Annotated in this window: 21 protein-coding genes and 1 tRNA gene; 1 reads left to right on the top strand and 21 read right to left on the bottom strand. The window is 63.5% G+C overall.

What is annotated here, in order from left to right:
• Window positions 1-34: 34 nt before the first annotated feature.
• The 21 genes from AAN986_RS07390 to rpsO form a co-directional block, all read right to left on the bottom strand.
• The gene (locus AAN986_RS07390) at window positions 35-340 is read right to left on the bottom strand and encodes a DUF2818 family protein (RefSeq protein ID WP_016447700.1); all 306 of its coding nucleotides are present in this window, start codon (window positions 338-340) and stop codon (window positions 35-37) included.
• 55 nt (window positions 341-395) lie between these two features.
• Complete coding sequence (gene nuoN, locus AAN986_RS07385) at window positions 396-1,889, bottom strand: NADH-quinone oxidoreductase subunit NuoN (protein ID WP_016447701.1); 1,494 nt, start codon at window positions 1,887-1,889, stop codon at window positions 396-398.
• Between the two features lie 24 nt (window positions 1,890-1,913).
• The gene (locus tag AAN986_RS07380; protein WP_047217364.1) at window positions 1,914-3,389 is read right to left on the bottom strand and encodes an NADH-quinone oxidoreductase subunit M; all 1,476 of its coding nucleotides are present in this window, start codon (window positions 3,387-3,389) and stop codon (window positions 1,914-1,916) included.
• A 16-nt stretch (window positions 3,390-3,405) separates the two neighbouring features.
• A complete protein-coding gene (nuoL, locus tag AAN986_RS07375; protein ID WP_026062052.1) occupies window positions 3,406-5,454 on the bottom strand; it encodes an NADH-quinone oxidoreductase subunit L in 2,049 nt (682 codons plus the stop codon).
• Window positions 5,455-5,483: 29 nt separating this feature from the next.
• Complete coding sequence (nuoK, locus tag AAN986_RS07370) at window positions 5,484-5,792, bottom strand: NADH-quinone oxidoreductase subunit NuoK (RefSeq protein WP_016447704.1); 309 nt, start codon at window positions 5,790-5,792, stop codon at window positions 5,484-5,486.
• Window positions 5,789-6,457 (bottom strand): NADH-quinone oxidoreductase subunit J, encoded by a 669-nt coding sequence (locus AAN986_RS07365; RefSeq protein WP_012206970.1) that lies wholly within the window; start codon window positions 6,455-6,457, stop codon window positions 5,789-5,791. Before AAN986_RS07365 ends, nuoK begins: the two co-directional genes overlap by 4 nt.
• A 34-nt stretch (window positions 6,458-6,491) precedes the next feature.
• The gene (nuoI, locus tag AAN986_RS07360) at window positions 6,492-7,001 is read right to left on the bottom strand and encodes an NADH-quinone oxidoreductase subunit NuoI (protein WP_016447705.1); all 510 of its coding nucleotides are present in this window, start codon (window positions 6,999-7,001) and stop codon (window positions 6,492-6,494) included.
• Between the two features lie 11 nt (window positions 7,002-7,012).
• A complete protein-coding gene (gene nuoH, locus AAN986_RS07355) occupies window positions 7,013-8,089 on the bottom strand; it encodes an NADH-quinone oxidoreductase subunit NuoH (protein WP_016447706.1) in 1,077 nt (358 codons plus the stop codon).
• Window positions 8,086-10,209 (bottom strand): NADH-quinone oxidoreductase subunit NuoG, encoded by a 2,124-nt coding sequence (gene nuoG / locus AAN986_RS07350; RefSeq protein ID WP_349335602.1) that lies wholly within the window; start codon window positions 10,207-10,209, stop codon window positions 8,086-8,088. The genes nuoH and nuoG overlap by 4 nt, the downstream gene beginning before the upstream one ends.
• Before the next feature lie 15 nt (window positions 10,210-10,224).
• Complete coding sequence (nuoF, locus tag AAN986_RS07345; protein WP_016447708.1) at window positions 10,225-11,583, bottom strand: NADH-quinone oxidoreductase subunit NuoF; 1,359 nt, start codon at window positions 11,581-11,583, stop codon at window positions 10,225-10,227.
• Window positions 11,580-12,071 (bottom strand): NADH-quinone oxidoreductase subunit NuoE, encoded by a 492-nt coding sequence (gene nuoE, locus AAN986_RS07340; protein ID WP_016447709.1) that lies wholly within the window; start codon window positions 12,069-12,071, stop codon window positions 11,580-11,582. Before nuoE ends, nuoF begins: the two co-directional genes overlap by 4 nt.
• Complete coding sequence (locus tag AAN986_RS07335) at window positions 12,068-13,321, bottom strand: NADH-quinone oxidoreductase subunit D (RefSeq protein WP_016447710.1); 1,254 nt, start codon at window positions 13,319-13,321, stop codon at window positions 12,068-12,070. The genes nuoE and AAN986_RS07335 overlap by 4 nt, the downstream gene beginning before the upstream one ends.
• 32 nt (window positions 13,322-13,353) lie before the next feature.
• On the bottom strand, window positions 13,354-13,962 hold the full coding sequence (locus AAN986_RS07330) for an NADH-quinone oxidoreductase subunit C (protein WP_026062051.1): 609 nt from the start codon (window positions 13,960-13,962) through the stop codon (window positions 13,354-13,356).
• A gap of 10 nt (window positions 13,963-13,972) precedes the next feature.
• Entirely contained in the window at window positions 13,973-14,452 is a 480-nt protein-coding gene (locus AAN986_RS07325) for an NADH-quinone oxidoreductase subunit B (RefSeq protein ID WP_012206978.1), read from the bottom strand.
• A gap of 23 nt (window positions 14,453-14,475) precedes the next feature.
• Window positions 14,476-14,835 carry an NADH-quinone oxidoreductase subunit A gene (locus AAN986_RS07320; protein ID WP_012206979.1) on the bottom strand — a complete coding sequence of 120 codons (360 nt, stop codon included), beginning with the start codon at window positions 14,833-14,835 and terminating at the stop codon, window positions 14,476-14,478.
• Window positions 14,836-14,908: 73 nt separating this feature from the next.
• Window positions 14,909-14,993, bottom strand: a tRNA-Leu gene (locus AAN986_RS07315).
• A 118-nt stretch (window positions 14,994-15,111) separates the two neighbouring features.
• On the bottom strand, window positions 15,112-15,504 hold the full coding sequence (gene secG, locus AAN986_RS07310; RefSeq protein WP_016447712.1) for a preprotein translocase subunit SecG: 393 nt from the start codon (window positions 15,502-15,504) through the stop codon (window positions 15,112-15,114).
• 58 nt (window positions 15,505-15,562) lie between these two features.
• Entirely contained in the window at window positions 15,563-16,309 is a 747-nt protein-coding gene (gene tpiA / locus AAN986_RS07305) for a triose-phosphate isomerase (protein ID WP_017404094.1), read from the bottom strand.
• A gap of 2 nt (window positions 16,310-16,311) precedes the next feature.
• Window positions 16,312-17,313, bottom strand: coding sequence for an NAD(P)H-quinone oxidoreductase (locus AAN986_RS07300; protein WP_016447714.1), 1,002 nt, complete (start codon window positions 17,311-17,313; stop codon window positions 16,312-16,314).
• Between the two features lie 119 nt (window positions 17,314-17,432).
• Window positions 17,433-19,694 (bottom strand): polyribonucleotide nucleotidyltransferase, encoded by a 2,262-nt coding sequence (gene pnp, locus AAN986_RS07295; protein WP_017404092.1) that lies wholly within the window; start codon window positions 19,692-19,694, stop codon window positions 17,433-17,435.
• Window positions 19,695-19,900: 206 nt separating this feature from the next.
• On the bottom strand, window positions 19,901-20,167 hold the full coding sequence (rpsO, locus tag AAN986_RS07290) for a 30S ribosomal protein S15 (protein WP_012206984.1): 267 nt from the start codon (window positions 20,165-20,167) through the stop codon (window positions 19,901-19,903).
• A gap of 280 nt (window positions 20,168-20,447) precedes the next feature.
• Between rpsO and AAN986_RS07285 the strand changes: the two genes are divergently transcribed.
• Window positions 20,448-20,762 carry a hypothetical protein gene (locus AAN986_RS07285; protein ID WP_047217366.1) on the top strand — a complete coding sequence of 105 codons (315 nt, stop codon included), beginning with the start codon at window positions 20,448-20,450 and terminating at the stop codon, window positions 20,760-20,762.
• Window positions 20,763-20,893 lie beyond the last annotated feature (131 nt).

The following is a 20,893-nucleotide window of genomic DNA, read 5'->3' as shown; positions in this document are numbered from 1 at the left end:
CACCCTCATCCATGAAGCAACCGGCACCGCGGCCTCAGCCGCGGCGGTGAATCAGGAAACGATAGACGAAACCCGGGAATGCCAGTGTCAGGAACAACGCCCCCGTGATGGCATAGAACTCCCAGCCCTGGGGTGCAATCTGCCCCACGCGGCGCTCCAGCAGCAGCGCCACGCCGCCGACGATGAAGTACAGCAGCACCATCTCCAGCAGGCACAGGGCCAGCGGCTTGCGCTGGGTGCGCAGCGGCCCCAGCTGCAGCCAGCGGGGGTTGAAGAAAGGCAAATTGGCTGCCACAAGGGCAGCCAATATCACGAGCCAGATCGAAGCGGTTTGCGACAAGCCGATGTCCTCACCGCAGGGCCTTGCGCGCAAGACCCTGCACAGGGAAAGTGGATCAGGAAGCCAGGGCGCGCACGACGGCGTCGGCGCACAGGGCCATCAGGCCGCCGGGCAGGATGCCCAGACCCAGCACCAGGGCGCCATTGAGGGTCAGCACAACGCGCACGTCCAGCGAAGCGGAAACGCTGGTGGCGGTGATGGGCTCATCGAAGTACATGACCTTGACGACGCGCAGGTAGTAGAAGGCGCCGATCAGCGACATGACCACGGCGAACACGGCCAGGGCGATGTACAGGCTGTGGCCCGAAGCCACCAGCGCCTGCAGCACCGACAGCTTGGCGTAGAAGCCGACCAGGGGCGGAATGCCGGCCATGGAGAACAGGCAGATCGCCATCACGCCGGCATACAGCGGGCTACGCTGGTTCAGGCCGGCAAAGTCGGCGACCTCTTCGCTCTCGAAGCCTTCGCGGGCCAGCAGCTGGATCACGCCGAAGGCGGCCAGCGTGGTCAGCACATAGGTCACCACGTAGAACATGGCCGAGCTGTAGGCGTTCTCGACGGTGGCCGGATCGACCTTGCCGTCGACCACACCCGACATCAGGCCCAGCAGCACGAAGCCCATCTGCGAGATGGTCGAGTAGGCCAGCATGCGCTTGAGGTTGGTCTGCTGCAGGCCGGCCAGGTTGCCGACCAGCAGAGAGGCAATGGCAAGCACGGCCAGCATCTGCTGCCAGTCGATGGCCAGCGGCAGCAGGCCGTCCACCAGCAGGCGGATGACGATGGCGAAGGCCGCCAGCTTGGGCGCGCCACCGATCATGGTGGTGATGGCCGTGGGAGCGCCCTGGTACACGTCGGGGACCCACATGTGGAAGGGAACCACGCCCAGCTTGAAGGCCAGGCCGGAGACCACGAAGACCAGGCCGAACACCAGCACCTGGTGCTTGATTTCGCCCGAGTTGATGGCCTTGAACACCTGGCCGATGTCCAGCGAACCGGTCGCGCCGTAGAGCATGGACATGCCGTACAGCAGGAAGCCGCTGGCCATGGCGCCAAGCACGAAGTACTTCATCGCGGCCTCGACCGAAGCCGTGTGGTCGCGGCGCAGCGCCACCAGGGCGTAGCTGGACAGCGTCAACAGCTCCAGGCCCAGGTAGATGACCAGGAAGTTGTTGCCCGAGATCATGATGAACATGCCCAGCAGCGCGAGCATGGCCAGCGTGAACAGCTCGCCGCCGCGCAGCATGTCGCGGTCGGCGGCGTAGGGGCGGCCGTAGACCAGGGTGACCATCATGGCCACGGTGGCGAAACACTTGAGCCAGTTGCCCATGGCGTCGGAGACGACCATGTTGCCCCAGCCATAGAACGTGTTGCCACTGGAGGCATACATGCCTTGCAGCACGGCCACCACGCCCAGGGTCAGCAGTGTCAGAACATAGGTGCCCGTGCGGCGCGGGCTTTTGACGCCCAGGTCCACCAGGGCGATCACGCAGGCCATGACCAGGAGAAGGATCTCCGGATAGATGGCCAGCCAGCTGATGTTGTCAATCATCTCGATTCTCTCGTTTCAGTCTGGTCACTGCAGCTTGCTCATGGCCACATGCTTGAGCAGCTCGGCCACGGACACATCCATCACGTCAGTGAAGGGCTTGGGATACAGGCCCATGTACAGCACGGCGATGGCCAGCAGACCCAGCACCAGGAACTCGCGGTTGCCGATGTCGGTCAGGCCGCGCACATTGTCATTGGTGACAGGACCCAGGTAGACGCGCTTGTACATCCACAGCGTATAGGCCGCGCCGAAGATCAGCGCCGTGGCAGCGCCCAGGCCGATCCAGAAGTTGTATTGCACAGCGCCCAGGATCACCATCCACTCGCCGACGAAGCCGGCCGTCGCGGGCAGGCCGCAGTTGGCCATGGCGAACAGCAGAGCGAAGGCCGCGAACTTGGGCATGGTGTTGACCACGCCGCCGTAGGAAGCGATTTCACGCGAGTGCACGCGGTCGTAGAGCACGCCGATGCACAGGAACATGGCGCCCGACACGAAGCCGTGGGCAATCATCTGCACGATGCCGCCAGCAACGCCCAGCGGGTTGAAGATGAAGAAGCCCAGGGTCACGAAGCCCATGTGGGCCACGGACGAGTAGGCCACCAGCTTCTTCATGTCCTTTTGCACCAGGGCGACCACGCCCACGTAGATCACGGCGATCAGCGACAGGGCGATGATCAGCCAGGCCCACTTGTGCGAGGCATCGGGTGCGATGGGCATGGAAAAGCGCAGGAAACCGTAGGCGCCCAGCTTCAGCATTATGGCGGCCAGCACGGCGGAGCCGCCGGTGGGCGCTTCCACGTGCACGTCGGGCAGCCAGGTATGGACCGGCCACATCGGCACCTTCACGGCAAAGGCCGCGAAGAAGGCGAAGAAGATCAGCGTCTGGGCCGTCATGGACAGCGGCAGCTTGTGCCAGTCGAGGATCTCGAAGCTGCCACCCGACTGGGTGTACAGGTAGATCACGGCGACCAGGGTCAGCAGCGAACCCATCAGCGTGTACAGGAAGAACTTGAAGGCCGCATAGATGCGGTTGGGACCGCCCCAGATGCCGATGATGAGGTACATCGGGATCAGCGTGGCCTCGAAGAACACGTAGAACAGCAGGCCGTCCAGCGCGCTGAACACGCCGACCATCAGGCCGGACAGGATCAGGAAGGCGCCCATGTACTGGTTCACGCGCTCGGTGATGTTCTCCCACGACGCGATCACGACGATCACGGTGATGAAGGCGGTCAGCGGCACGAACCAGAACGAGATGCCATCCACGCCCAGGTGGTAGTGGATGTTGAAGCGCTCGATCCACAGCGCCTTCTCCACGAACTGCATGGCAGCCGTGCTGTTGTCGAACTGCTGTATCAGCGGCAGCGTGACGGCCAGGCCTGCCAGCGCGCCGACCAGGGCCAGCCAGCGCACTGCCTTGACCTGATCCTCGCGGCCCAGGGCCAGCAGGAGGGCGCCGAAGGCGATCGGCACCCAGATTGAAAGACTCAACCAATGCATTTTTGTTCTTCCCCTACTACTTGTTGAGCCACACGAAATACGTCATGAGAGCGAACACGCCCAGCAGCATGACCAACGCGTAGTGATAGAGATAGCCCGACTGCAGCTTGCGCACCCACTGGCCGATGCGGCCGATGAGCTTCCACGAGCCGTTGACGATGCCGCCATCGATGATGGCCTGGTCGCCGACCTTCCAGAAGAAGCTGCCGAAGGCGCGTGCGCCGCGGGCGAAGATGTTCTCGTAGACCCAGTCCACGCCGTACTTGCCTTCCAGTGCCTGGTAGACACCGATCTTCTGCATGGACGACTTGATGGCGGCAGGCACTTCGGGCTTGACCATGTAGAACAGGTAGGAGACGACGACGCCTGCCAGTGCCAGCCAGAACGGCGCGGCCGTGAAGCCGTGCAGCGCCATTGGCACCCAGCCGTGGATCTTCTCAGCCAGCTCGGCCATGGCGCCGTGCTTGCTGCCATCGACGTGGATCACGCCCTTGAAGAAATCACCGAACAGCATGGGCATCAGTGCCAGGGCACCGATCACCACCGAGGGGATGGCCAGCAGCATCAGCGGGCCGGTCACGACCAGCGGCGACTCATGCGGCTTGGCATCGTGGCCATGGCCGTGGTGGTCGTCATGGGCGTGGTGGTCATCGTGGCCATGGTGGTGCGCATCGGGATTCTGGTCGTAGCGCTCCTTGCCGTGGAAGACGATGAAGTACAGGCGGAAGGAGTAGAAGGCCGTGATGAACACGCCGGCCAGCACCGCAAAGTTGGCGAAGCCAGCACCCGGCAGGTTGGTGGCGTGCACGGCCTCGATGATGGCGTCCTTCGAGTAGAAGCCCGAGAAGAACGGCGTGCCGATCAGCGCCAGGTTGCCCAGCAGGAACGTGATCCAGGTGATGGGCATGTACTTGCGCACGCCGCCCATCCAGCGGATGTCCTGGTTGTGGTGCATGCCCATGATCACCGAGCCGGCGCCAAGGAACAGCAGGGCCTTGAAGAAGGCGTGGGTCATCAGGTGGAACACGGCCACCGAGTAGGCCGAGGCGCCCAGGGCCACGGTCATGTAGCCCAGCTGCGACAGCGTGGAGTACGCGATCACGCGCTTGATGTCGTTCTGGATGATGCCCAGCACGCCCATGAACAGCGCCGTGATGGAGCCGATCACCAGGATGAAGCTCAGCGCGGTGTCCGACAGCTCGTACAGCGGCGACATGCGCGAGACCATGAAGATGCCGGCCGTCACCATGGTGGCGGCGTGGATCAGTGCCGAGATGGGGGTCGGGCCTTCCATCGAATCGGGCAGCCAGGCATGCAGCGGGAACTGGGCCGACTTGCCCATGGCGCCGATGAACAGGCAGATGGCCGTCACCGTCACCAGCAGCCAGCCGGTGCCCGGCAGCAGGGTGTTCTGGATCTCGGGCAGCTTGGCGAAGATCTCGCCGTAGTTCATGGTGCCCGTGTAGGCAGCGATCAGGCCGATGCCCAGGATGAAGCCGAAGTCGCCCACGCGGTTGACCAGGAAGGCCTTCATGTTGGCGAAGATGGCCGAGGGCTTGTTGTAGTAGAAGCCGATCAGCAGGTACGACACCAGGCCCACGGCTTCCCAGCCGAAGAACAGCTGCAGCAGGTTGTTGCTCATGACGAGCATCAACATGGAGAAGGTGAACAGCGAGATGTAGGAGAAGAAACGGTTGTAGCCGTCATCTTCCTGCATGTAGCCGATGGTGTAGATGTGCACCATCAGCGACACGAAGGTCACCACGCACATCATCATGGCCGTGATGCTGTCGATCAGGAAACCGACTTCCATCTTCAGCCCGCCGATTTCCATCCAGGTGTAGATGGACTGGTCGAAGCGCGCCCCGTCGAAGATCACGCTGTTGAAGGTGATGGCCGACAGGATGAAGGCGATCAGCACGCCCAAAATCGTGAGGGAATGGCTGCCGCCGCGACCGATCTTGTTGCCGCCGAAGGCCGTGCCCCAGATACCCGCGAGCGCGGAACCCGCCAGCGGTGCCAGCGGCACCGCCAGGAGCATGGATGCAGAGAGTGTTTGACTCATTCTTAAGAACCTTGCAAGTTACGGCGGACTCAACCCTTGAGGGAGTTGAGATCTTCCGCATTGATGCTGGTCTTGTTGCGGAACAGAAGCACCAGGATCGCCAGACCGATGGCCGACTCGGCCGCTGCCACTGTCAGGATGAAGAACACGAACACCTGTCCGTGCATGTCACCCAGATAGCTGGAGAAGGCCACGAAGTTCATGTTGACGGCCAGGAGCATCAGCTCGATGGCCATCAGCAGCACGATCAGGTTCTTGCGGTTCAGAAAAATGCCAACGACGGAGAGCGCGAACAGCATGGCGCCCAGCGTCAAGTAATGGCCCAAAGTCAGCGTCATGCTTTTGTCTCCACGGCGGGGGTTGCCTCGGCGGCCGGTGCCTGCGGCGCCTGGGTGACCGGCACCTTGACCAGCTCGAGGCGATCCTTTGCGCGCACGCGGATCTGCTGGGCCGGGTTCACTGCCTTGCTGTCCTTGCGCTTGCGCAGGGTCAGGGCGATGGCGGCGATCATGGCCACCAGCAGGATCACGGCAGCGATCTCGACGGGGTACAGGTATTCGGTGTACAGCAGCTTGCCCAGGGCCTGGGTGTTGGAGTACTGCACGGTCTGGCCGGCAGCGTTGACCGTGGCCGCAATGGCCTTGGGCTCCTCGACACCGCTGAAGCCGCCCATCAGCACCATGCCCATTTCAAAGGCGATCAGTGCGCCGATCAGGGCAGCGAAGGGGAAATGCTTCCAAAAGCCCTGCCGCACGGCGTCGATGCGGATGTCCAGCATCATCACCACGAACAGGAACAGCACCATCACGGCGCCCAGGTAGACCAGCACCAGGGTCACGCCCAGGAACTCGGCCTTGAGCAAAAGCCAGATGCCGGCAGCCTGCGAGAAGGCCAGGATCAGGTTGAGCACGGCGTGCACGGGGTTGCGCGCCGTGACGACCCGGAAGGCTGCAAACAGCAGCACGACCGAGAACAGATAGAAGAAACCAGTTTTGGCGTCCATGGATCGAATCTTTTCAAGTGATCAAGGAGCCGCTTCAGCGGTACTTGGCGTCCGCAGCCTTGGCGGCGGCAATCTCGGGTTCGTAGCGATCGCCAACGGCCAGCAGCATGTCCTTGGTGAAGTACAGGTCGCCGCGCTTTTCTCCGTGGTATTCGAAGATATGCGTCTCGACGATGGAATCCACCGGGCAGCTTTCCTCGCAGAAGCCGCAGAAGATGCACTTGGTCAGGTCGATGTCGTAGCGCGTGGTGCGGCGCGAGCCGTCGTCACGCACATCGGACTCGATGGTGATGGCCATGGCCGGGCAGACCGCTTCGCACAGCTTGCAGGCGATGCAGCGCTCTTCGCCGTTGTCATAACGGCGCAGGGCGTGCAGTCCGCGAAAACGCGGCGACAGAGGTGTCTTTTCTTCGGGGAACTGCACCGTGACCTTGCGGCGGAAGGTGTAGCGGCCAGTCAGGGCCATGCCCTTGGCCAGTTCCCAGAGCATGAAGCTCTTGAAGAAATCTTTGATCGAAAATGGGGTAGCAGCAACCGCAGACATTCTTGCTCCGCTCAGTTCCAGATGTTCCAAGGCGAGTGCATCCAGCCACCCACGATGACCAGCCACACCAGGGTGACGGGAATGAAGATCTTCCAGCCCAGACGCATGATCTGGTCATAGCGAAAGCGCGGGAAGGTGGCACGGATCCAGATGAACATGGACACGACCAGGAAAGTCTTCGCCGCCAGCCAGATCCATCCGGGGATGAACGACAGGAAGTCGAACGGAGGCAGCCAGCCGCCCAGGAACATGATCACGGCCAGGATGGACACCAGCCACATGCTGGCGTACTCGGCCAGGAAGAAGATGGCAAAGCCCATGCCCGAGTACTCGACCATGTGGCCGGCCACGATTTCGGCTTCGCCTTCGACCACGTCGAAGGGGTGGCGGTTGGTCTCGGCCACGGCCGAGATCAGGTACACCACGAAGATCGGCAGCAGCGGCAGCCAGTTCCACGACAGAACGCTGGCACCCATGCTGGCGAACTGGCCCTGGCCCTGGCTCAGCACGATCTGCGTCAGATTCATGCTGCCCGTGACCATGATCACCACCAGGAAGCAGAAGCCCAGCGCGATCTCGTAGCTGACCATCTGCGCCGAGGCGCGCAGCGCGCCCAGGAAGGCGTACTTGGAGTTGGAGGCCCAGCCGGCAATGATCACGCCATAGACTTCGATGGACGTGATGGCCATGATCAGCAGCAGGCCGGCGTTGACGTTGGCCAGCGCCACTTCGGGGCCGAAGGGGATCGCCACCCATGCCGCCAGGGCGGGCATGATGGCCATCACGGGACCCACGTAGAACAGGCCCTTGGCGGCAGCCGTGGGCTGGATCAGTTCCTTGGTCAGCAGCTTCAGGCCATCGGCCAGGGGCTGCAGCAGGCCGAAGGGACCCACGCGGTTGGGACCCATGCGAACCTGCATGAAGCCCAGCAGCTTGCGCTCCCACAGCGTCAGGTAGGCCACGGCGCCCATCAGCGGGGCGACGATGGCGACGATGCCCAGCAGGATCCAGAGCACAGGCCAGGCCACGTCGGTCCACCAGGGGGCGGCGATCAGGCCGGCACCGGCCGTCTTGAGTGCGTCAATCATGCGGCGCCTCCCTCACGAGCCTGACGTGCATCTGCCGTCAGTTGCAGCGACGTCGCGCGGCGCACGATGCTGTCGAGCTGATAAATGCTGGCCACCACGGGCGCGGCATGGCCGGCGCCGTTGGCGATGGAATTCACGGCAGGCGCACCATTGCCCAGCTGGTTGGCCGGCACGCTGGTGGCGCCGGCGGTGGCGGCTGCGAGCACATCCTGCGACGTCTCGTAGTCCACGCCCTGCACGCCCAGCAGGTTGGCCAGAACGCGCAGCACCTTCCAGCCCGGACGGGCTTCGGCCAGCGGCTTGACCACGGCATGGAAGCTCTGCAGGCGGCCTTCGGCGTTGACGAAGCTGCCCGAGGTTTCCGTGAACGGGGCGATGGGCAGCAGCACGTCGCTGAATTCCATGTTGGCCTTGAACGGGCTCAGGGTCACGACCATCTCGGCCTTGCCCAGTGCCTCTGCGGCGCGGGCGCCGGCAGCGGAGTCGAACACGGGTTCGTTGTTCAGCAGCAGCACGGCCTTGAGGCCGCCGGCCAGCATCTGGCCTGCGTTCAGGCCCGAAGCGGCAGGCTGTGCACCCACCCACTGCGCGCCCACCGTGTTGGCGGCTTCGGTCAGGTAGCCGACCGAGGCGCCGGTCTGCTCGGCAATCCAGTTGGCCAGCGACAGCAGGGTCGATGCCTGTGCGTGGTGCGCAGCGGCATTGCCCAGCAAGATGGCCTTGCGCTCGCCGCGCAGCAGCGCGGTGGCAATGGCCTGGGCCTCGGCATGCACGTTGGCGGCGGCCACGGGAGCGGCAGCACCTTTTTCCTGCGCCACGGCGGCGGCCACATCGGCCAGCGCCTGGGCCCAGTCCGGGGCTGCCACGATGGACGCCGTCACCGGCATGGCCCAGTCGTAGACACGCTCATTGATGGCGAGCACGGTGCAGCCCTGCTTTGCCGCCTGGCGGATGCGCTGCGCGAACAGCGGATGGTCCTTGCGCAGGTTGGAGCCGAGCACCAGGACGCCTTGCAGCTTGGAAAGCGAGGCGATGGGCGTGCCCAGCCACTGCACGCCCTGGGCGGCGGTGAACTCGGCGTTGCGCAGGCGATGGTCGATGTTCTCGCTGCCCAGGCCGCGCACCAGCTTGCCTGCCAGGAACAGCTCTTCCAGCGTGCTGTGCGGGCTGACCAGCGCGCCGATGGCGGAGGCGCCATGGTCGTTCTTGATCTGGCGCAGGCCATTGGCCACGTATTCGAGGGCCGTCTGCCAGTCGACTTCCTTCCACTCACCGCCCTGCTTGAGCATGGGGTGGGTCAGGCGTTCGTCACTGTTCAAGGCTTCGTAGGAGAAGCGGTCGCGGTCGGCGATCCAGCACTCGTTGACCTCTTCGTTCTCGAAGGGCACGACGCGCAGGACCTTGTGGTTCTTGACCTGGACGATGAGGTTGGCACCCGTGGAGTCATGGGGCGAGACCGACTTGCGGCGCGACAGCTCCCAGGTGCGGGCGCTGTAGCGGAAGGGCTTGCTGGTCAGCGCGCCCACGGGGCAGATATCGATCATGTTGCCCGACAGCTCGGAGTCCACCGTATCGCCCACCACCGTGGTGATCTCGGAGTGCTCGCCGCGGTTGATCATGCCCAGCTCCATCACGCCGGACACTTCCTGTCCGAAGCGCACGCAGCGGGTGCAGTGGATGCAGCGGCTCATCTCCTGCATGGAGATCAGCGGGCCCACGTCCTTGTGGAAGACCACGCGCTTTTCTTCCTCGTAGCGCGAGGCGGAGCTGCCGTAGCCCACGGCCAGATCCTGCAGCTGACATTCGCCGCCCTGGTCGCAGATCGGGCAGTCCAGCGGGTGATTGATGAGCAGGAACTCCATCACCGATTGCTGTGCCTTGATCGCCTTCTCGCTCTTGGTGCGCACGATCATGCCCTGCGTCACGGGCGTGGCGCAGGCGGGCATGGGCTTGGGGGCCTTTTCCACGTCCACCAGGCACATGCGGCAGTTGGCGGCGATGGAAAGTTTCTTGTGGTAGCAGAAATGCGGGATGTAGGTGCCTGCCTTCTCGGCTGCATGCATGACCATGCAGCCCTCGGCGACCTCCACCTTCTTTCCGTCCAGTTCAATTTCAACCATATGCTTTTCTCGCGATCAGGCGGCGTGGACCGTCTGCTTGGAAGCGTTCTGGATCTTCGCTTCAAACTCGTGGCGGAAGTGCTTGATCATGGCGCGCACCGGCATCGCTGCCGCATCGCCCAGCGCACAGATCGTGCGCCCCATGATGTTCACGGACACCGAGTCCAACAGCTCGATGTCTTCAGGACGGCCTTCGCCGTGCTCGATTCGGTTGACCACGCGCCACAGCCAGCCCGTGCCTTCGCGGCAGGGAGTGCACTGGCCGCAGGACTCGTGCTGGTAGAAGTAGGACAGGCGCAGCAGGCTCTCGACCATGTCGCGCGAGTCGTCCATCACGATCACGGCGCCCGAGCCCAGCATGGAGCCGGCCTTGGCGATGGAGTCGTAGTCCATCGTGCATTCCATGATGATGTCGGCCGGCAGCACGGGCGAGGACGATCCGCCGGGGATCACGGCCTTGAGCTTGCGGCCCGTGCGCACGCCGCCCGCCAGCTCCAGCAGCTTGCTGAAGGGCGTGCCCAGCGGCACTTCGTAGTTGCCGGGCAGGTTGACGTCGCCGCTGACCGAGAAGATCTTGGTGCCGCCATTGTTGGGCTTGCCGCACTCCAGGTACGCAGCACCGCCGTTGCGGATGATCCAGGGAACGGCCGCAAAGGTTTCGGTGTTGTTGATGGTGGTGGGCTTGCCGTACAGGCCGAAGCTGGCCGGGAACGGCGGCTTGAAGCGCGGCTGGCCCTTCTTGCCTTCCAGCGACTCCAGCAGCGCAGTCTCTTCGCCGCAGATGTAGGCGCCGAAGCCATGGTGCGCGTGCAGCTGGAAGCTGAAGCTGCTGCCCATGATGTTGTCACCCAGGTAGCCGGCAGCGCGGGCTTCCTCCAGCGCAGCCTCGAAGCGCTCATAGGCCTCGAAGATTTCGCCGTGGATGTAGTTGTAGCCCAGGGAGATGCCCATCGCGTAGGCCGCGATGATCATGCCCTCGATCACGATGTGGGGGTTGTGCACCAGGATGTCCCGGTCCTTGCAGGTGCCCGGCTCGCCTTCGTCCGAGTTGCACACCAAGTGCTTCTGGCCCGGGAACTGGCGGGGCATGAAGCTCCACTTCAGGCCCGTGGGGAAACCTGCGCCGCCGCGGCCGCGCAGCCCCGACTCCTTGACGGTGGCGATCACCTGATCCTGCGTCAGGCCTTCGCTGCCGTCCTTGCCCAGGATCTTGCGCAGCGCCTGGTAGCCGCCGCGTGCCTCGTAGTCCTTGATGGACCAGTTGGCGCCGGTCAGATCGGCATAGATCTGGGGATTGATGTGGCGGTCGTGGAAGCAGGTCTCGCTACCCGAAGCGGCAAACCTGGCCAGGACCGATTGTGCGGCGGCGTTCATGCCTTGCCCTCCGCGGCGCGCAGGCCGTCGATCAGTTCGTCGAGCTTTTCGTTGCTCATGAAGCTGCACATGCAGCGGTCGTTCACCAGCATCACCGGCGAATCCGCGCAGGCACCCAGGCACTCGGACTGCTGCAGCGTGAACATGCCATCGGGCGTGGTCTCGCCCATCTTGATGCCCAGGCGGGATTCCAGATGGTGCAGCGCCTTGTAGCCGTCGCGCAGCTGGCAGGGCAGGTTGGTGCAGACGTTCAGCTTGAACTTGCCCACCGGCCGCTGGTTGTACATGTTGTAGAACGTGGTGACTTCGTGCACCGCGATCTCGGCCATGCCCAGGAACTCGGCGATCACGGCCTCGCTCTCGGGACTGACCCAGCCCTGCTCCTGCTGCACGATGGACAGGCAGGCCATCACGGCCGACTGCTTCTGGTCGGCCGGGTACTTGGCCACCTCGCGCGCAAAGCGCTCCTTGGTCGCTTCGGTAATCATCGGTCAACGTCTCCAAACACGATGTCCAGGGTACTCAGCACCATCACGGCGTCGGCCAGCATGTGGCCTCGGCACAGTTCGTCCATGGCGGACAGATTGGCGAATCCCGGCGGACGGATCTTCAGGCGGTAGGGCTTGTTGGCCCCGTCGCTCACGATGTAGATGCCGAACTCCCCCTTGGGGTGTTCGATGGCCGCGTAAGCCTCGCCTTCGGGCACGCGGAAACCTTCGGTGAAGAGCTTGAAGTGGTGGATCAGCTCTTCCATGTTGGACTTCATCCCTTCGCGCGGCGGCGGGGCGATCTTGTGGTTGTCCACGATCACCGGGCCCGGGTTGGCACGCAGCCAGTCCACGCACTGCTTGATGATGCGGTTGGACTGGCGCATTTCGGCCACGCGCACCAGGTAGCGGTCGTAGCAGTCACCGGTCTTGCCCACGGGCACGTCGAAGTCCATGCGGTCATAGACCTCGTAGGGCTGCGACTTGCGCATGTCCCAGGCCACGCCGGAGGCACGCAGCATGGGGCCGGTCAGGCCCAGGTTCATGGCACGCTCGGCCGTCACCACGCCGATGTCCACGTTGCGCTGCTTCCAGATGCGGTTGTCGGTCAGCAGGGTCTCGTACTCGTCGGCGCACTTGGGGAAGCGCTGCGTGAAGTCGTCGATGAAGTCCAGCAGCGAGCCCTGGCGGTTGCGGTTCATGACCTCGACCGAGCGCGCATTGCGCACCTTGCTGGCCTTGTACTGCGGCATGGTGTCGGGCAGGTCGCGGTAGACGCCGCCCGGACGGAAATAGGCCGCGTGCATGCGCGCGCCGGAGACCGCCTCGTACATGTCCATGAGGTCTTCGCGCTCACGGAAGGTATAGATCAGCGTCGTGGAGCTGCCTGCATCGTTGCCGCTGGAGCCCAGCCACATCAGGTGATTCATGATGCGGGTGATCTCCGAATACATCACGCGGATGTACTGGGCGCGAATGGGCACTTCGATGCCCAGCAGCTTCTCGATGGCCAGGCAGTAGGCGTGCTCGTTGCACATCATGGACACGTAGTCCAGCCGGTCCATATAGGGCAGCGACTGGATGTAGGTCTTGCTCTCTGCCAGTTTTTCCGTCGCGCGGTGCAGCAGACCGATGTGCGGGTCTGCACGCTGCACCACTTCACCGTCGAGCTCCAGCACCAGGCGCAGCACGCCGTGCGCTGCCGGGTGCTGCGGACCAAAGTTCAGGGAATAGTTCTTGATTTCAGCCATGGTCGTCCATCAAAAAGGCGCCTGCAGCGCCTTCAGTGCAGGCCCCCGTAGTTGTCTTCGCGGATGATCCGCGGCGTGATCTCGCGGGGCTCGATGGTGACCGGCTGGTACACCACGCGCTGCTGTTCGGGGTCATAGCGCATCTCCACATGGCCCGACAGCGGGAAGTCCTTGCGGAAGGGATGGCCGATGAAGCCGTAGTCGGTCAGGATGCGGCGCAGGTCGTCATGGCCATCGAAGACAATGCCGAACAGGTCGAACGCCTCGCGCTCGAACCAGTTGGCGCCGGCCCAGATGGGAGTGACCGAAGCCACCACCGGAAAATCGTCGTCGGTACAGAAGACGCGAACGCGCAGGCGCTGGTTCAGGCTGATCGACAGCAGGTGGGACACCACGGCAAAGCGCGGCCCTTCGCGGCCGACTTCCGCATAGGTGGAATAGTCCACGCCACACAGGTCCACCAGAACCTCGAACCGGCAATCCGGGGCGCTGTGCAGAACCTGCATGGCCTCCAGATAGTTGGCAGCGGACACTTCGACCGTCACCTCGCCCAGGGCCACGGTCACGCTGCGCGCCTTGTCGCCCAAGGCAGCAGCCACCACATCCCGAAGCACTTCGGGGTGAATCGCAATAGCAGTCATCATCTAGCCCTTAGACGCGAGCGATGGTATGGGTGCGGCGGATCTTCTGCTGCAGCTGGATGATGCCGTAGATCAGGGCTTCCGCCGTGGGGGGGCAGCCAGGCACATAGACATCGACCGGCACGATGCGGTCGCAGCCACGCACCACGGAATAGCTGTAGTGGTAGTAGCCGCCGCCATTGGCGCACGAGCCCATGGAGATGACCCAGCGCGGCTCGGACATCTGGTCATAGACCTTGCGCATGGCGGGCGCCATCTTGTTGCACAGGGTGCCGGCCACAATCATCAGGTCCGACTGGCGGGGGCTGGCACGGAAGACCTCCGAGCCAAAGCGGCCAATGTCGTAACGCGCCGCCGCAGCGTGCATCATCTCGACCGCGCAGCAGGCCAGACCAAATGTCATGGGCCACAGCGAGCCCGTCTTGGCCCAATTCACCACCGAGTCGTAACTCGTGGTGATGAAGCCTTCCTTCATCACGCCTTCGATCATCGTGTTTCCTTAGTGAACCCGCATCAGTCCCAGTCCAACGCACCCTTCTTCCATTCGTAGACAAAGCCCACGACGAGAACGGTCAGGAAAATCAGGACAGCGGCGAAACCAGCCCCACCCACGTCCCGAAGCGCAACGGCCCAGGGCAGCAGAAAGGCGATTTCCAAATCAAATAGGATGAACAGGATGGCGACGAGGTAGTAGCGCACATCGAATTTCATGCGCGCGTCTTCGAAGGCCTCGAAGCCACATTCGTAGGGAGAGTTCTTGGCGGCATCGGGCCGGTTCGGACCCAGCACATACCCCAGTACCAGGGGGACTACGCCGACACCCATGCCGACGAGAATGAACAAGAGAACGGGAAGATACTGGTCGATGTTCATCGTGTGCGGCTACCTTGAAAGGCATGCCCGCACCGATCAGCCTGATCAGCAGGGCAGGCTCTTAGTTATATCTTGGTGCCGTCGGCGAGACTCGAACTCGCACAGCTTTCGCCACTACCCCCTCAAGATAGCGTGTCTACCAATTTCACCACGACGGCTACGTCTCGATTTCGGCTGGCTCTTTATCTTCGTTGCAAAGATTCCGCCTACCGAACAATCTCTAGATTCTACTCTGAAAAACCCTCGGACCAGGAGGACCGAGGGCTTTGTTCGAAATTATTTCGTGGGGATCTGGGCCGCACCTTCAGCACCGGCAGCAGGCGCCTGACCTGCCGCAGGAGCAGGCACTTCGCCAGCAGCGCCAGGGACGGCGGGAGCCGGTGCCGTGATGGGGGCCGCGCCTTCCAGCACGCTGCCCGAGCTGACGGGACGCGCATTGCTCAGATAGGCCAGCGCCAGCGTGGTCACGAAGAACACCGTGGCCAGGCCTGCCGTGGAGCGCGACAGAAAGTTCGCGCTGCCCGAGGCACCGAACAGGCTGCCGGAGCTGCCGCTGCCGAACGAGGCGCCCATGTCGGCGCCCTTTCCGTGCTGGATCAGGATCAGGCCGATCATGCCGAGTGCCGACAGCATCTGGACGGCGAGGATCACGCTTGCGAATGCATTCATTGGTTGTACCTGCTAGTAACGCGAGAGCTAAAAAAGCGAATGGAGAAACTGCTCCGGCTCACTGGGCCGCAGCGATGATGGTCAGGAAATCCGGCGCCTTGAGCGACGCCCCGCCCACAAGACCACCGTCAATGTCGGCCTGGGCCAGAAGCTGGGCTGCATTGGAGGCATTCATGCTGCCGCCGTAGAGCAAGGGGATGCGGTCAGCCTGCCGGCTGGCAGCCGCCAGTTGGGCGCGCAGCACGGCATGCACCTGCTGCGCCTGCTCGGGTGTTGCGGTCCTGCCGGTGCCGATGGCCCAGACAGGCTCGTAGGCCACGACCAGCTCACTGATGCACTGCCCCACCTGATGGATCACGGCTGCCAGCTGGCGCTTGACGACTTCCTCGGTCTGCCCCGCCTCGCGCTCTGCCAGCGTTTCGCCCACACAGACGATGGGCGTGACGCCCTTGGCCAGCGCAGCCTGCGCCTTCAAGGCCACCACGGCATCGGTTTCACCATGGTATTGGCGACGCTCCGAGTGCCCCACCAAGGTGTAGCGCACGTCAAAATCCTGGAGCATGGCAGCCGAAAGCTCGCCCGTGTAGGCGCCCGAGTCATGCTGCGACACATCCTGCGCAGCCACGCCAATGGACGACCCTGCAAGCTCGGCCTGGGCCTGGGCCAGATAGGCGGCCGGCACAGCCACCGCCACACCCGCATTTCCACCTTCGGGCAGCCCCTGCTTGAGGGCCTTGAGCAACACGGCATTGGCAGCCAGGCTGCCATTCATCTTCCAGTTGCCGACGATGAGTTTCTTCTTCATGGTTACCACGTCAAAACGATTTTGCCGGTGTGCTGACTCGACTCCATCAGCGCGTGCGCCTTGTCGGCATCAGCGGCAGCAAAGGTGCTGTGAATCACAGGGCGGATACCGCCCGCCTCGATGAGCGGCCAGACCTCGCGCCGCAGCGCCTGGGCGATGGCCGCCTTGAAGGCGACAGGACGCGGACGCAGCGTGGAGCCCGTCACCAGCAGGCGACGGCGCAGGACCAGGCCCGCATCGAACTCCGCCTTGATGCCGCCCTGCACCGCAATGATGACCAGACGGCCATCCTCGGCCAGGCTCTGCACTTCGCGCGCCACATAGCTGCCCGCCACCATGTCCAGGATCACGTCCACGCCCTTGCCGTCGGTGATGCGCTGCACCTCCGCGGCAAAGTCCTGGGTACGGTAGTTGATGGCATGGTCGGCGCCCAGCTTCAGGCAGTCGGCGCATTTGGCATCGGAGCCAGCCGTCACGATGACCGTGGCGCCACGCGCCTTGGCCAACTGGATGGCCGTCACGCCAATGCCGCTGCTGCCGCCCTGCACCAGCAGGGTTTCGCCCGCCTGCAAGGCGCCGCGATCGAACACATTGCTCCAGACGGTGAAGAAGGTTTCGGGCAATGCCGAAGCCTCCACCTCGCTGAGCCCCGCCGGGATGGGCAGGCACTGGGCCACTGGCGCAACACAGTACTCCGCATAGCCACCACCGGCCAGCAGCGCGCACACACGGTCGCCCACGCGCAGGCCTGCCAGCCGCATGGCGTCGTCGTCACCCGACACGATCACCCCGGCCACTTCCAGCCCGGGCAGATCCGAGGCACCGGGCGGCGGGGCGTAGTGCCCCTTGCGCTGCAACACATCAGGACGATTGACACCGCTGGCCGAGACCTGGATCAGCAACTCCTGCGCGCCGGCCACGGGCAGCGGACGCTCGCCCAGGCGCAAGACCTCGGGACCACCAAAGTCCGTGAGTTCCACGGCACGCATGATTTGCTTTTCCATTTTTCGACCTCGCAATCCCTGTCAAAAATGCCACAAGCGCTGAACAGGTCAGCGCTTTTTCCAGTCACCGCATGCACCTGCAAGGCCACCCCCTTTTTGGGGAACGGCCTTGCCGGGCATTACTGCTGCTGTTGCTGTTGCTGCTCGCCCTCGGCAGCCGGACGACCGCCTTCACGGGGCTCGCGAGGTTCACGCGGCTCGCGGTACTCGCGTTGCTGGCGGGGCTCACGCGGCTGGCGGAACTCACGCTCGGCAGGCGCGGGGCGCTCGCTGCGCTCCATGCCGGCAGGACGCTCGGTCAACGCCTTCAGCGACAGCTTGACACGACCCTTTTCGTCGGTCTCCATGACCTTGACCTTGATGATCTGACCTTCCTGCAGGTAGTCGGCGACGCGCTCCACGCGCTCGTGGGCAATCTGGCTGATGTGCAGCAGACCGTCCTTGCCGGGCAGCAGGTTCACGAGAGCACCGAAGTCCAGGATCTTGGTGACCGGGCCTTCGTAGATCTTGCCGATTTCGACTTCGGCCGTGATCTCTTCGATGCGGCGCTTGGCTTCGTCGGCCTTGGCGGCATCGCTGGAAGCGATGGTGATGGTGCCGTCTTCGCCGATGTCGATCTGCGTGCCGGTCTCTTCGGTCAGTGCACGGATGGTGGAGCCGCCCTTGCCGATCACGTCACGGATCTTCTCGGGGTTGATCTTCATCGTGTACAGCTTGGGAGCGAAGGACGAGATCTCGGCCTTGGCTTCACCCATGGCTTCCTGCATCTTGCCCAGGATGTGCATGCGCGCTTCCTTGGCCTGGGCCAGGGCGACCTGCATGATTTCCTTGGTGATGCCCTGGATCTTGATGTCCATCTGCAGCGCAGTGATGCCGCTGGTGGTGCCAGCCACCTTGAAGTCCATGTCGCCCAGATGATCTTCATCACCCAGGATGTCGGTCAGCACGGCGAAGCGGTTGTCTTCCTTGATCAGGCCCATGGCGATACCGGCCACGTGGGCCTTCATCGGAACGCCTGCATCCATCATCGACAGGCAGCCGCCGCAGACCGAGGCCATGGACGAGGAGCCGTTGGACTCGGTGATTTCCGACACCACGCGGATGGTGTAGGGGAATTCTTCCTTGCTGGGCAGGCAGGCCGCCAGGGCGCGCTTGGCCAGACGGCCGTGGCCGATTTCGCGGCGCTTGGTCGAGCCCATGCGGCCCACTTCGCCGGTGGCAAAGGGAGGCATGTTGTAGTGGAACAGGAAGCGGTCCTCGAACTCGCCAGCCAGCGCGTCGATGCGTTGTGCATCGCGCTCGGTGCCCAGCGTGGACACGACCAGGGCCTGCGTCTCGCCGCGCGTGAACAGGGCCGAGCCGTGCGTGCGGGGCAGCACGGAGTTGCGGATTTCGATGGGACGCACGGTGCGCGTGTCGCGGCCGTCGATGCGCGGCTCGCCGGCCAGGATCTGGCTGCGAACGATGCGTGCCTCGATGTCGAACAGCATGCCTTCGACCTTGACGCCGTCGAACTCCACGCCCTGGGCCGTCAGGCCGGCCTTCACGGCGGCGTAGGCTTCGCGGCAGGCCTGCGTGCGGCTTTGCTTGTTGCGGATCTGGTAGGCCGCGCGCAGGGCTTCGTCACCCAGTGCGGCCACCTTGGCGATCAGCTCTTCATCCTTGGCGGGAGCGACCCAGTCCCAGACGGGCTTGCCGGCTTCGCGCACCAGTTCATGGATGGCGTCAATGGCGATGCGACCTTGCTCGTGGCCGAAGACCACGGCGCCCAGCATCACGTCTTCAGGCAGTTGCTGCGCCTCGGACTCCACCATCAGCACGGCAGCTTCAGTACCGGCCACGACCAGATCCATCTGCGAATCCTTGCGCTGGGTCTGGCCGGGGTTGAGCACGTACTCGCCATTGATGTAGCCCACGCGGGCTGCACCGATGGGCCCGTTGAACGGAATGCCCGACACGGACAGGGCGGCCGACGTGGCGATCAGGGCGGCGATGTCGGCATCGACTTCGGGGTTCAGCGACACGGTGTGGATGACCACATGCACGTCGTTGTAGAAGCCTTCGGGGAACAGCGGGCGGATCGGACGGTCGATCAGGCGGCTGGTCAGGGTTTCGAGTTCGCTGGGCTTGGCTTCGCGCTTGAAGAAGCTGCCGGGGATCTTGCCTGCGGCGTAGGTCTTCTCGATGTAATCGACGGTCAGCGGGAAGAAGTCCTGGCCGGACTTGGCCTGCTTGGACGCCACCACGGTGGCCAGCACCACGGTGTCATCGATGTTGACCAGCACGGCGCCGGAAGCCTGGCGGGCGATCTCGCCGGTTTCCATGGTGACCGTGTGCTGGCCCCACTGGAAGGTCTTGGTGACTTTGTTGAAGATGGACATTGTTGCTCCTAGGGAATGTTGGCCAGATGCACTCATCCGGCCATGATGGAGAGCAATTCAGAACACGATGCCATTCCATTGCTGGATTTCTTGCTATCAAATCCGCAGCAATGGAATGACACAGCTTCGCTCTGTCTTGCTTTCTCCGAAGTAAAAAACGCCTGAGCTAGACAGGCTAACTCAGGCGTTTCGATCTCCCACCGTGCTTACTTGCGCAGGCCCAGCTTGGCGATCAGTGCGGTGTAGCGATCAGCGTCCTTGGACTTGAGGTAGTCCAGCAGCTTGCGACGGCGGCTCACCATGCGCAGCAGGCCGCGACGACCGTGGTGGTCCTTGGCGTGTTGCTTGAAGTGAGGGGTCAGCTCGTTGATGCGTGCGGTCAGCAGGGCCACTTGCACTTCTGGGCTACCAGTGTCGTTGGCAGAGCGTGCGTTGGACTTGACGACTTCAGCCTTCACGGAAGATGCGATCATTTTTTTTCCTTGGAAATTGGCGCCTCAAAGACAAAAGCAAGGAGGCAGCCTTGGTTACTTGCGCCGGGACTGGAAAGGCCCCGACGTGCGTCTTGCACCATGCAAAACCCTGGGATTATAACAAGCACGCCCGGACCGGCATCCACACCTGATTTGCGCCCTTTGCCACTTCGGCCTGCTGGCCGCCCAGAATCCCGCAAAGCCCGCGCCAAAGGCATGCCGTCACGAAGCACGAATATGTGGTGCGCAGGCATTCCATACACCAAGGGAGGGCCACGCCATGGCAGTGCGTTTTTCATTCATTCCATCGACCCGACAAGCGCAGCTGCGGCAATGCGCCCTGCTCTGCCTGGTCGCGGCCCTGGGCCTGGCCCTGCCTGCCCAGGCTGCGTCCCATCGCGCCGACGCATCGGCTGCGCAAGGCTCCAAGCGCAAAAAGGGCGGGCAGCGGGTCCGGGTGCCGGCGCAGCGCAGCAGCTCAGACGAGTCGCCCGAGCAACGCGACAAGCGGCTTTACCGCGAATGCCAGGGCAGGCACAACGCCGGAGCATGCGCCGGATACACCGGGCAGCCGCCGGGCAGGCGCCAGCGCTGACACGCTCCCAGAAACAGTCCTAGGCCGGCCTCGAATACCCAAAAATCCGGCAAAGCCTTGCCATCATTGGATTTTTTCGCACCTCTGCACGCCTGAATTCAGCCCAATTCACGGCACAACTCCTATTTTTT

The sequence above is a fragment of the Delftia sp. DS1230 genome (assembly GCF_040112715.1).
GTDB classification, from domain to species: domain Bacteria; phylum Pseudomonadota; class Gammaproteobacteria; order Burkholderiales; family Burkholderiaceae_C; genus Comamonas; species Comamonas tsuruhatensis.
This window is presented reverse-complemented; position numbering and strand designations above follow the sequence as displayed.

Coding starts and splice junctions, on each gene's coding strand:
- secG (WP_016447712.1), bottom strand. CDS start 15,504: ATGAATGCATTCGCAAGCGTGATCCTCGCCGTCCAGATGCTGTCGGCA.
- AAN986_RS07300 (WP_016447714.1), bottom strand. CDS start 17,313: ATGGAAAAGCAAATCATGCGTGCCGTGGAACTCACGGACTTTGGTGGT.
- AAN986_RS07365 (WP_012206970.1), bottom strand. CDS start 6,457: ATGGACGCCAAAACTGGTTTCTTCTATCTGTTCTCGGTCGTGCTGCTG.
- AAN986_RS07335 (WP_016447710.1), bottom strand. CDS start 13,321: ATGGCTGAAATCAAGAACTATTCCCTGAACTTTGGTCCGCAGCACCCG.
- rpsO (WP_012206984.1), bottom strand. CDS start 20,167: ATGATCGCATCTTCCGTGAAGGCTGAAGTCGTCAAGTCCAACGCACGC.
- AAN986_RS07320 (WP_012206979.1), bottom strand. CDS start 14,835: ATGAACATCGACCAGTATCTTCCCGTTCTCTTGTTCATTCTCGTCGGC.
- nuoG (WP_349335602.1), bottom strand. CDS start 10,209: ATGGTTGAAATTGAACTGGACGGAAAGAAGGTGGAGGTCGCCGAGGGC.
- nuoN (WP_016447701.1), bottom strand. CDS start 1,889: ATGATTGACAACATCAGCTGGCTGGCCATCTATCCGGAGATCCTTCTC.
- nuoE (WP_016447709.1), bottom strand. CDS start 12,071: ATGATTACCGAAGCGACCAAGGAGCGCTTTGCGCGCGAGGTGGCCAAG.
- nuoF (WP_016447708.1), bottom strand. CDS start 11,583: ATGAACGCCGCCGCACAATCGGTCCTGGCCAGGTTTGCCGCTTCGGGT.
- tpiA (WP_017404094.1), bottom strand. CDS start 16,309: ATGAAGAAGAAACTCATCGTCGGCAACTGGAAGATGAATGGCAGCCTG.
- nuoI (WP_016447705.1), bottom strand. CDS start 7,001: ATGTCTGCGGTTGCTGCTACCCCATTTTCGATCAAAGATTTCTTCAAG.
- pnp (WP_017404092.1), bottom strand. CDS start 19,694: ATGTCCATCTTCAACAAAGTCACCAAGACCTTCCAGTGGGGCCAGCAC.
- AAN986_RS07285 (WP_047217366.1), top strand. CDS start 20,448: ATGGCAGTGCGTTTTTCATTCATTCCATCGACCCGACAAGCGCAGCTG.
- AAN986_RS07330 (WP_026062051.1), bottom strand. CDS start 13,962: ATGACTGCTATTGCGATTCACCCCGAAGTGCTTCGGGATGTGGTGGCT.
- AAN986_RS07380 (WP_047217364.1), bottom strand. CDS start 3,389: ATGCATTGGTTGAGTCTTTCAATCTGGGTGCCGATCGCCTTCGGCGCC.
- nuoH (WP_016447706.1), bottom strand. CDS start 8,089: ATGATTGACGCACTCAAGACGGCCGGTGCCGGCCTGATCGCCGCCCCC.
- nuoK (WP_016447704.1), bottom strand. CDS start 5,792: ATGACGCTGACTTTGGGCCATTACTTGACGCTGGGCGCCATGCTGTTC.
- AAN986_RS07325 (WP_012206978.1), bottom strand. CDS start 14,452: ATGATCGAAGGCGTGATGAAGGAAGGCTTCATCACCACGAGTTACGAC.
- nuoL (WP_026062052.1), bottom strand. CDS start 5,454: ATGAGTCAAACACTCTCTGCATCCATGCTCCTGGCGGTGCCGCTGGCA.